We start from the raw sequence: 8601 nt of genomic DNA, 5'->3' as shown, positions 1-8601 counted from the left end.
CACCGTCGTGACACCCAGGACGCGGACCGCCGCCGCCCTGACCACCCTCCTGCTGGCCACCGGCCTCGCCGGCTGCTCCGGCGACGAGGCGGACCCGACGCCGACGAACAGCGGCGCCCTGCAGACCGTCACCGCGGCGCCGCCGTCGAACCAGCCCGCGGGCGCCATCAAGGAGCTCTCGAAGGTCGAGTGCGCCCAGGACGGCAAGGACTGGTCCTTCTCGGCCACCCTGACCAACGACGGGTCGGACCGGATGACCTACACCGTCCTCGTCGCGGTCGCGAAGAAGGAGGGCGGCACCGTCGTGGGCAGCAAGACCCTCACCGAGACCCTCGACGGCGGCGACTCGACCGAGCTCGAGGCCAAGGACTTCTACTCCGGCAACGAGAAGGCCGCCGACGTACAGTGCGTGCCGTCGGCCACCAAGGCCGAGGCGAAGTGAGCCCGGCCCCCGCCGGCGACCGGGGTGTCGCCGGCGGCGGGCATACTGGTCGTTCGTGTCCGCCGACCCCCTGACCACCCCCACCGGGGCCGCCCGCATCCCCCGCGAGATCTGGGTGCTCATCGCCGCGGCGTTCGTCATCGCGCTCGGGTTCGGCCTCATCACACCGGTCCTGCCGGGGTTCGCCCAGAGCTTCGGCGTCGGCGCCACGGCCAGCAGCGTCGTCGTCAGCGCGTTCGCGTTCTTCCGGCTCGTCTTCGCCCCGGCGGGGGGCCGGCTCATCGGCCGGCTCGGGGAGCGGCCCATCTACCTCGCCGGGCTGGTCATCGTCGCCGTCTCCACCGGCGCCACGGCGTTCGCCGGCTCCTACTGGCAGCTGCTCGTCTTCCGCGGCCTCGGCGGCATCGGGTCGGTGATGTTCACCGTCTCGGCCGTCGCGCTCATCGTGCGCCTCGCGCCGCCGTCCATCCGGGCCCGGGTCTCCTCCGCCTACGCGTCGGCGTTCCTCATCGGCGGGGTCGGCGGGCCGGTGGTCGGTGGCCTGCTCGGGGGGCTCGGGCTCCGCGTGCCGTTCCTCGTCTACGCGGCGGCCCTGCTGCTCGCCGCCGGCATCGTCTTCGTCTTCCTCAAGGACACCGCGCTGCGCCCGGCGGAGGGCGCCCCGGTCCTGCCCGTGATGGGCGTGCGCGACGGCTGGCGGGACAGCGCCTACCGCGCCTCGGTGGTCTCGGCGTTCGCCAACGGCTGGGCGAACTTCGGGGTGCGCAACGCGATCCTCCCGCTCTTCGCGGCGGCCGTCATCGTCGACCAGTCCCTCGACCCCGCCACGCGCGAGACCCACCAGTCGCTCGTCGCGGGCACCGCCCTGGCGGTCTTCGCGGCCGGCAACGCCGTCGGGCTCACGGTGGCCGGCCGCACCTCGGACCGGATCGGCCGCAAGCCGTTCATCATCGGCGGGCTCCTCGTCTCGGGGGTGGCGACCCTCGGCACCGGCCTGGCCACGAACCTGCCGCTCCTCGTCGCCTTCTCGGTCGTCGCCGGGCTCGGTGCCGGCGCGCTCAACCCGGCCCAGCAGGCCTCGCTGGCCGATGTCGTCGGCCGCGACCGCAACGGCGGCCCGGCGTTGGCCGCCTTCCAGATGGCCTCCGACACCGGCGCGATCATCGGGCCGATCCTGGCCGGCACCCTCGTCGACCACGGCAGCTTCGGCCTCGCCTTCGGGGTCACCGGTGTCATCACCCTGCTCGCCGTCATGCCCTGGGTGCGGGCGCGCGAGACCCACCCGGTGCGCGCCGTGGCGGCCGCGGCGGCCGGTCCCGCGGAACCGGGGCGCCCGGACACGCGTTGACGATGGGCCACTCCCGACCCACCGGAGGTCCGCCATCACCGCTCCCGCCGCCACGACGTCCGCCCTCGACACCCTCGACCAGCAGGTCGACACCCTCCTCGCCCTCGGCTACCCGGCGCTCGCCGGGCGCAGCGAGTCCGCCTTCCTCGAGCTCCTCGCCCCGCTGCGTGAGCACGCGGCCGCCCTCGGCGATCTCCCGGCCCCGGCGCCCGGTCGCGTGCCGCTCGTCCTCGTCCTGACCCGCGAGGTGGTCGACCCCGAGGCCACCGTCCCGCTGCTGCGGCTCGCCCCCCGGGGGACGAAGCCGGGCAGCGTCGACCGCAACCACGGCGAGCAGGGGCTGGCGCCGTACCGCCCGATCGAGCCGGTGGTCCTCCCGCGGCCGGACGCCTACCTGCTGCTCGACGTCGACCGCGGCGAGGAGTTCCGCGGCGTCCGCCCGGAGGAGGCGCTGCCGGTCGTCCTCGGCCGGGGGCGCACGCCGCTGACCATCGAGGAGGGCATCGCGGTCGTCACGCACGCGCCGGAGCTGCTCGAGAAGAACCGGTGCTTCATGCTCTCCGGCTCGCGGCGCGGCGACCGCCGGGTCCCCGCGATGTGGATCAGCGAGCGGGCCCCGAAGCTCGGCTGGTGCTGGGACGGCAACCCGCACGACTGGCTCGGGGTCGCCTCCGCGGGGTCCCGCCTCGGCTGAGGCGCGACGGCCCGGCGTCAGTCCGCGTCGGGGCCGACCTCGCGCACGACCTTGGGCATGACGAGCGAGGCGAGCAGCATCGTCACCGAGACGCCGGCCGCGACGACGAAGACCGCGCTGAGGGCCGGGGCGAGCACCCCCGCCGGCAGCGACTCGAGGTCGGACGGGGTGTGCCCCAACCGGTCCCGCACGACCGTGTTGGCCACCGCCCCGAACGCGGCCACACCCACGGCGCTGCCGACCGAGCGCGCGAAGATCGACGCGCTCGTCGCGACGCCGCGCTCGCGCCACGGCACGGCCGACTGGGCGGCCACGAGCGACGGGCTGGCCACGTAGCCGAACCCGAGCCCCAGGACGAGGCACGCACCGGCGAGCAGCCACACCGAGCTGTCCGGCCCGACCGCGAGCAGCACGCCCGAGCCGGCGACGGTGAGCACCGAGCCGATGAGCAGCGTCGTCCGGAACCCGAGGCGCAGGTAGAGCCGCCCGGACGTGGCCGCCGCGACCGGCCAGCCCATCGTCATCGCGGCCAGAGCGAACCCGGCCACGATCGCGCCCGTCCCGAGCACCCCCTGCGCGTACAACGGCACGTACGACGTGAGCCCGAGGAGCATCACCCCGACGACGAGCGAGACGAGCATCGCCCCGCCGACCACGCGGTGCGAGAAGACCCAGAGCGGCAGGACCGGCTCGGCGGCCCGGCGCTCGACGACGACGAACGCGACGAGCAGGACGACGGCGGCGGCGAAGAGGCCGATGCTCACCGGCGAGCCCCACGACCACAGCACGCCGCCCTCGAGGAGCGCGACGAGCAGCGCGACGGTGCCGAGCAGCAGGAGCATCGTCCCGGCGTAGTCGATGCGCGGCCGCGCCGACTCCGGACGCGGCTGCTCGGTGAAGCGCCGCCAGAGCATCCAGGCCGCGGCCGCGCCGAGCGGCAGGTTGACGAAGAAGATCCACCGCCAGGTGAGGGCCTCCGAGAACACCCCGCCGAGGGTGGGGCCGACCAGCGAGCTGACCGCCCACACCGAGGCGATGTAGCCCTGCACGGTGGCCCGCTCGGCGACGCTGTAGATGTCGCCGACGATCGTCATCCCGATCGGCTGGATGGCCCCGGCGCCGAGGCCCTGGACGGCGCGGAAGGCGATGAGCGCGCCCATCGACCACGCGAGCCCGCAGAGCAGCGAGCCGAGCACGAACAGGCCGACGCCGACGAGCATCACGGTCTTGCGGCCGTAGAGGTCGGCGATCTTGCCGTAGACGGGGACCGAGACGGCCTGGGCGAGGACGTAGACCGAGAAGAGCCACGGGAACTGCGAGAGCCCGCCGAGGTCGCGCACGACGGCCGGGACGGCGGTCGCGAGGATGGTGGCGTCGATGGCGACGAGGCCGGTGGAGAGCATCACCGCGAGGAGGACCGGCCCACGCTCGCTCCGCAGCCCGACGTCGGCGCGGGGGACTCGGGCGGCGGTGGGGGTGCTCACCGCAGGGCCAACCGCCGGGGGCTGGCCGGCATTCCGGGGTCTACCAGCTCGTCTCGACGCACGAGCGGGTGCCACGCGGCTCGACCTGGAGCGTGGCGTGGTCGATGCCGAACTCCTCGCGCAGGCGTGCCCCGGCGTCGGCGAGCACGAGCCCGGGGTCGGCACCGTCGGCGCAGACGAGGTGCGCGGTGGCGACGTGCATCCCGGAGGTGAGGGTCCAGAGGTGGAGGTCGTGGACGTCGACCACGTCGGCCACCGAGCGCAGGGTGGCCTCGGCGGCATCGGGATGGATGCCCGCCGGCGCGTGCTGGCCGAGGACGGCGACCACCTCGCGGCCCAGGAGAACGGCGCGGACGGCGACGAACACGGCGATGGCAAGGGCGACGACGGTGTCCCACACCGGGTTCCCGGTAAGAGCGATGAGGCCCGCCGCCGCGAGCACGCCGACCGACCCGACGGTGTCGGCGACGACCTCGAGGTAGGCGCCCTTGACGTTGAGGCTCTCCGCGGCGCCCCCGCGCAGCAGGGCGAGCGACACGAGGTTGACGACCAGCCCCAGGCCGCCGACGAGGAGCATCGCGCCGGTGGCGACCTCCGGGCTCGCGCCGACCCGCCCGACCGCCTCGACGACGATGTAGACCGACACCCCGAGCATCAGGAGGACGGCCAGCCCCGAGGCGAAGACCTCCGCGCGGTACGAGCCGAAGGTACGGCGGCCGGTGGAGTCCGGGCGGGTGGCGATGCGGGTGGCCACGAGTGCGGCACCGAGGGCGACGACGTCGGCGGCCATGTGCCCGGCGTCGCTGAGAAGGGCGAGCGAGCCGGCGACCAGACCGGCGACGAGCTCGACGACGAAGAAGGCGCCGACGAGGACGAAGGCCACCCGCAGCCGCCACCGGTGCTGCGCGCCGGCGTGCCCGGAGGGTGCGTGGGAGTGGCCGTGGCCGGCGCCCATCGGTGCCCTCCTCCGCTGCTCGGACGTCCTCCCGAGGACGCTACCCCGCGCGCTACGGTGCCGCCGTGAGCGCCCCGCTGAGCGAGACCGAGACCCGGGTCCTGGCCGCCCTCGACGAGGACGAGCTCGTCGCGAGCCTCGTCGCGCTGGTCCGCGTCCCGAGCGTCACGGGCACGGCGGCCGAGGGGGAGGTGCAGCACCTGCTGGCGGGCTGGTTCGCGCAGGCCGGCCTCGAGGTGGACCTCTGGTCCGAGGACCTCGAGGCGGTCCGCGCCGATCCGGGGTTCCCCGGCACCGAGGCGCCGCGCGAGGAGGCCTGGGGGCTGGTCGGGACCACCCCGGGCGAGGGGACGCCCGGCCTCGTCCTCCAGGGCCACGTCGACGTCGTCCCGGTCGGCGACCCCGCGGCGTGGGCGCACGACCCGTTCGCGGCCGTCGTCCGCGACGGCCGGCTGCACGGGCGTGGGGCGTGCGACATGAAGGCCGGGGTGGCCGCCAACCTCGCGGTGGCCCGGGCACTGCACCGCTCGGGGGTCCGGCTCGCGCGGCGGCTGGCGCTGCACTCGGTCGTGGGCGAGGAGGACGGCGGGCTCGGCGCCTTCGCGACGCTGCGCCGGGGCCACGCGGGCGACGCGGCCGTCGTCACCGAGCCGACGAGCGGGCGGCTGCTCACGGCCAACGCCGGCGCGCTGACCTTCCGGCTCGAGGTGAGCGGGCTCGCCGCGCACGGCAGCACGCGCACCGAGGGCGTCTCGGCCCTCGACACCTTCGCCGTCGTGCACGCCGCGCTGCGCCGGCTCGAGGCATCACGGAACGCGGCGCCCGACCCGCTCTTCGCCGGCAACGCGCTGCCGTACGCGCTCTCGGTCGGTCGGGTCACGGCCGGGGACTGGGCGAGCAGCGTGCCCGACCTGCTCGTGGCCGAGGGACGCTACGGCGTCGCCCTCGACGAGGACCCGGCGCAGGCGCGCGAGGCGCTCGAGCGCTGCGTCGCCGAGGCGGCGGCCACCGACCCGTGGCTGTCCACGCACCCGCCCCTCGTCACCTGGCCCGGCGGGCAGTTCGCCTCGGGCCGGCTGCCCACCGGGCACCCGCTCGCGGACAAGGTGGCCGATGCCGCCGAGGCCGTGGGGCTGGTGCGCCCGCGAATCGGCGGTGCTCCGTACGGCTCGGACCTGCGCCTCTACGCCGCGGCCGGCGTGCCGACCCTCCAGTTCGGGCCGGGCGACGTGCGGCTGGCGCACTCGCCGCGCGAGTCGGTGGCCCTCGACGAGGTCGTGGCCGTCGCCCGGGCGCTCGCCGTCCTCGCCGTCCGCCGCCTCGCCACTCCCGCCTCCTGACCCGCCGCCCTCCTCCGCGAACGTGTGTGTACACGCCGCGCGATCCCGGCGTGTTCACACACGTTCGCGAGAACAGAGGGGGGGGCGGGGGGCCTCGCCGGCTGGGGGGTTCCGCACGGCGCGTGCGCGGCCTAGCGTCGGGCGGGTCAGCAGCGTCGCGACGAGAGGATCCGCCATGCCCCTGGACAACCCGTTCTACACGGCCGAGATGCAGGGGACCTTCGAGCTCCTGCGGGTCGGGCGCTTCGAGCTCGAGGAGGGTGGCGTCATCCCGGACCTGCACCTCGCGGTCGCGACCTTCGGCGAGCTGAACGAGGCCAAGGACAACGCGATCCTCGTGCCGACGTGGTTCTCGGGCACGCACGCCACGTGGTGGCAGGTCTACATCGGCGAGGGTCGGGCGCTCGACCCCAGCCGCTGGTTCGTCGTCGTGGTCAACCAGATCGGCAACGGGATGTCGACCTCGCCGCACACCACCGACGACCCCTCGATCGCGATGTCGCGCTTCCCGCAGGTGCGCATCGGCGACGACGTCCGCGCCCAGGAGCAGCTGCTGCGCGAGCACTTCGGCATCGAGCGGCTGGCCCTCGTCGTCGGTGGCTCGATGGGCGCCCAGCAGACGTGGGAGTGGGCGGTCCGGTTCCCCGACAAGGTCCTTCGCGCGGCACCCATCGCCGGCACCGCGCAGAACACCCCGCACGACTTCCTGTTCACGCAGACCCTCATGGACGCCATCACCTCCGACCCCGGGTGGAACGGCGGCGAGTACGCCTCGCACGAGGACGTCCGCGACGGCCTGACGCGGCACGCCGACATCTGGGCCACGATGGGCCTGACCACGGACTTCTGGAAGACCGAGTTCTGGAAGGGCATCCCGCCGATCGCCGAGGGCCTGGAGTTCTCGACCTTCGACGTGTTCCAGCAGAACTTCACCCGCACGCTCTTCACGATGATGGACCCCAACGCCCTGCTCTCGATGGGCTGGAAGTGGCAGCGCGGCGACGTCGCCCGCAACGCCGGCGGCGACCTCGCGGCGGCCCTGGGGCGCATCACGGCCAAGACCTTCGTCATGCCGATCGAGCAGGACATGTTCTTCCCGCCGCGCGACTGCGAGCCCGAGGCGGCGATGACGCCGGGCGCCGAGGTGCGGATGCTCCACAGCATCGCCGGCCACTTCGGACTGTTCGGCTTCGAGCAGTCCTACCTCGACGAGGTCGACGCCCACCTGCGCGAGCTCCTCGACACCCCCGTCTGAGCCCCCTCCACAACGAACGTGTGTGGACGCGCCGGGGATCCCCGGCGGGTTCACACACGTTCGCGGGAGGGACCGGAATCCACGCCGGAGGAAAAAGTTCGGCGAGACCCCCATCCGGCTGAGCCCGGGGCTTCGAAGCCCTCGTGCACGCATCCGCAGGACCGGAGGGAGCACGATGACGCCGCTGACGCAGCGCCTGCTCCGCGCCGTCCTGCTCGCGGTCGGTGCCCTCGTCTCCGGCTTCGTGCTCTCCGTCGCGGTTGCCTCCTCCGCATCGGCCGACGAGGGCGGCGGCCTGCTGGGGCGCGCCGGTGACCTCGTCTCCTCCGTGACCACCCCCGTCGTCGAGCCCGTGACCACGCCCGCCGCCGAGGCCCTCGAGCCCGTCGTGAAGCCGGTGGCGAAGGCGGTCGAGCCGGTGGCGAAGCCGGTCGAGAAGGCCGTCGAGCCCGTCGTGAAGCCGGTCGCGAAGGTCGTCGAGCCCGTCGTGAAGCCGGTCGCGGACCTCGTCGAGCCCGTCACCACACCGGTGGCCGAGACCCTCGCCCCGGTCACCGACGTCGTCCTCGAGCCGCTCGCTCCGGTCACCGACGCCCTGACTCCGGTGGCCGGGACGGTGCCGCCGGTGGACGGCCTGCTCCCGGTCACCGGGCCCTCCGCCGGGTCGAGCTCTTCCACCATGTTCACCCCGCCGGTCCCGGCGGCCCCCGTCGTCCCGGCGACCGAGGCCCTGCCGTCCGCCGCGCCGGTCCTGCCGTCCGACGTGACCCCCACCTCCGCCGTCGAGCGCACCCCTGCGGCCCCGGCCGTCCCGGTCCTCCCCACCACGCCGACCGCCCCCGCCCCTGCACCCGCGGCGCCGGGCTCGGCCGCGACGGTCCACGGCCCGCACGCCCCCGACACCTCCGCGCTCGCCCCCCGGGCGGCACGGGATGCCTCGGCCCTCACCGCGCTGCCCGCCGGTGAAGAGGCCGTCCTCGCGACCCAGGCCTTCCTCCGGCCCGGCGTCGCCCCCGACTGACCCGTCAGGTCGATCCCGCGCGGCTCCACGAGCCGCACGGTGCCGGAGTCCCGACGACCCCG

The 8601-nt window shown here is 74.9% G+C and carries 8 protein-coding genes; 6 read left to right on the top strand and 2 right to left on the bottom strand.

Annotated features, from left to right (window positions below; all coding sequences use genetic code 11):
• Positions 1-7 precede the first annotated feature (7 nt).
• From ACQZ2A_RS03895 to ACQZ2A_RS03885, 3 genes are read left to right on the top strand one after another with little or no spacing between them, the layout of a single operon-like run.
• Positions 8-442, top strand: coding sequence for a hypothetical protein (locus ACQZ2A_RS03895; protein ID WP_430207316.1), 435 nt, complete (start codon positions 8-10; stop codon positions 440-442).
• A gap of 55 nt (positions 443-497) precedes the next feature.
• Positions 498-1790, top strand: a complete 1293-nt coding sequence (locus ACQZ2A_RS03890) for an MFS transporter (RefSeq protein ID WP_430207313.1) — start codon at positions 498-500, stop codon at positions 1788-1790.
• Entirely contained in the window at positions 1672-2484 is an 813-nt protein-coding gene (locus tag ACQZ2A_RS03885) for a DUF5701 family protein (protein ID WP_430207310.1), read from the top strand. The genes ACQZ2A_RS03890 and ACQZ2A_RS03885 overlap by 119 nt, the downstream gene beginning before the upstream one ends.
• Positions 2485-2501: 17 nt before the next feature.
• On the opposite strand, the gene ACQZ2A_RS03880 is transcribed toward ACQZ2A_RS03885, so the two are convergent.
• Together ACQZ2A_RS03880 and ACQZ2A_RS03875 are read right to left on the bottom strand one after the other, a co-directional pair.
• Complete coding sequence (locus ACQZ2A_RS03880; protein WP_430207307.1) at positions 2502-3968, bottom strand: MDR family MFS transporter; 1467 nt, start codon at positions 3966-3968, stop codon at positions 2502-2504.
• A 40-nt stretch (positions 3969-4008) separates the two neighbouring features.
• Entirely contained in the window at positions 4009-4923 is a 915-nt protein-coding gene (locus ACQZ2A_RS03875; RefSeq protein WP_430207305.1) for a cation diffusion facilitator family transporter, read from the bottom strand.
• Between the two features lie 65 nt (positions 4924-4988).
• On the opposite strand from ACQZ2A_RS03875, the gene ACQZ2A_RS03870 reads away from it, so the two are divergent.
• The 3 genes from ACQZ2A_RS03870 to ACQZ2A_RS03860 all read left to right on the top strand — a co-directional run bounded on the left by ACQZ2A_RS03870 (position 4989) and on the right by ACQZ2A_RS03860 (position 8539).
• Positions 4989-6263, top strand: coding sequence for an ArgE/DapE family deacylase (locus ACQZ2A_RS03870; protein ID WP_430207303.1), 1275 nt, complete (start codon positions 4989-4991; stop codon positions 6261-6263).
• Positions 6264-6438: 175 nt separating this feature from the next.
• Positions 6439-7518 (top strand): alpha/beta fold hydrolase, encoded by a 1080-nt coding sequence (locus tag ACQZ2A_RS03865; RefSeq protein WP_430207301.1) that lies wholly within the window; start codon positions 6439-6441, stop codon positions 7516-7518.
• Positions 7519-7693: 175 nt separating this feature from the next.
• On the top strand, positions 7694-8539 hold the full coding sequence (locus ACQZ2A_RS03860; RefSeq protein ID WP_430207299.1) for a hypothetical protein: 846 nt from the start codon (positions 7694-7696) through the stop codon (positions 8537-8539).
• Positions 8540-8601 lie beyond the last annotated feature (62 nt).

Source organism: Phycicoccus avicenniae, assembly GCF_050496545.1.
In the GTDB taxonomy this organism is placed as follows: Bacteria; Actinomycetota; Actinomycetes; order Actinomycetales; family Dermatophilaceae; genus Phycicoccus; species Phycicoccus avicenniae_A.
The sequence above is the reverse complement of the archived record's forward strand: the minus strand, read 5'-3'. Positions and strand labels throughout refer to the sequence as shown.

Coding starts and splice junctions, on each gene's coding strand:
- ACQZ2A_RS03875 (WP_430207305.1), bottom strand. CDS start 4,923: ATGGGCGCCGGCCACGGCCACTCCCACGCACCCTCCGGGCACGCCGGC.
- ACQZ2A_RS03865 (WP_430207301.1), top strand. CDS start 6,439: ATGCCCCTGGACAACCCGTTCTACACGGCCGAGATGCAGGGGACCTTC.
- ACQZ2A_RS03860 (WP_430207299.1), top strand. CDS start 7,694: ATGACGCCGCTGACGCAGCGCCTGCTCCGCGCCGTCCTGCTCGCGGTC.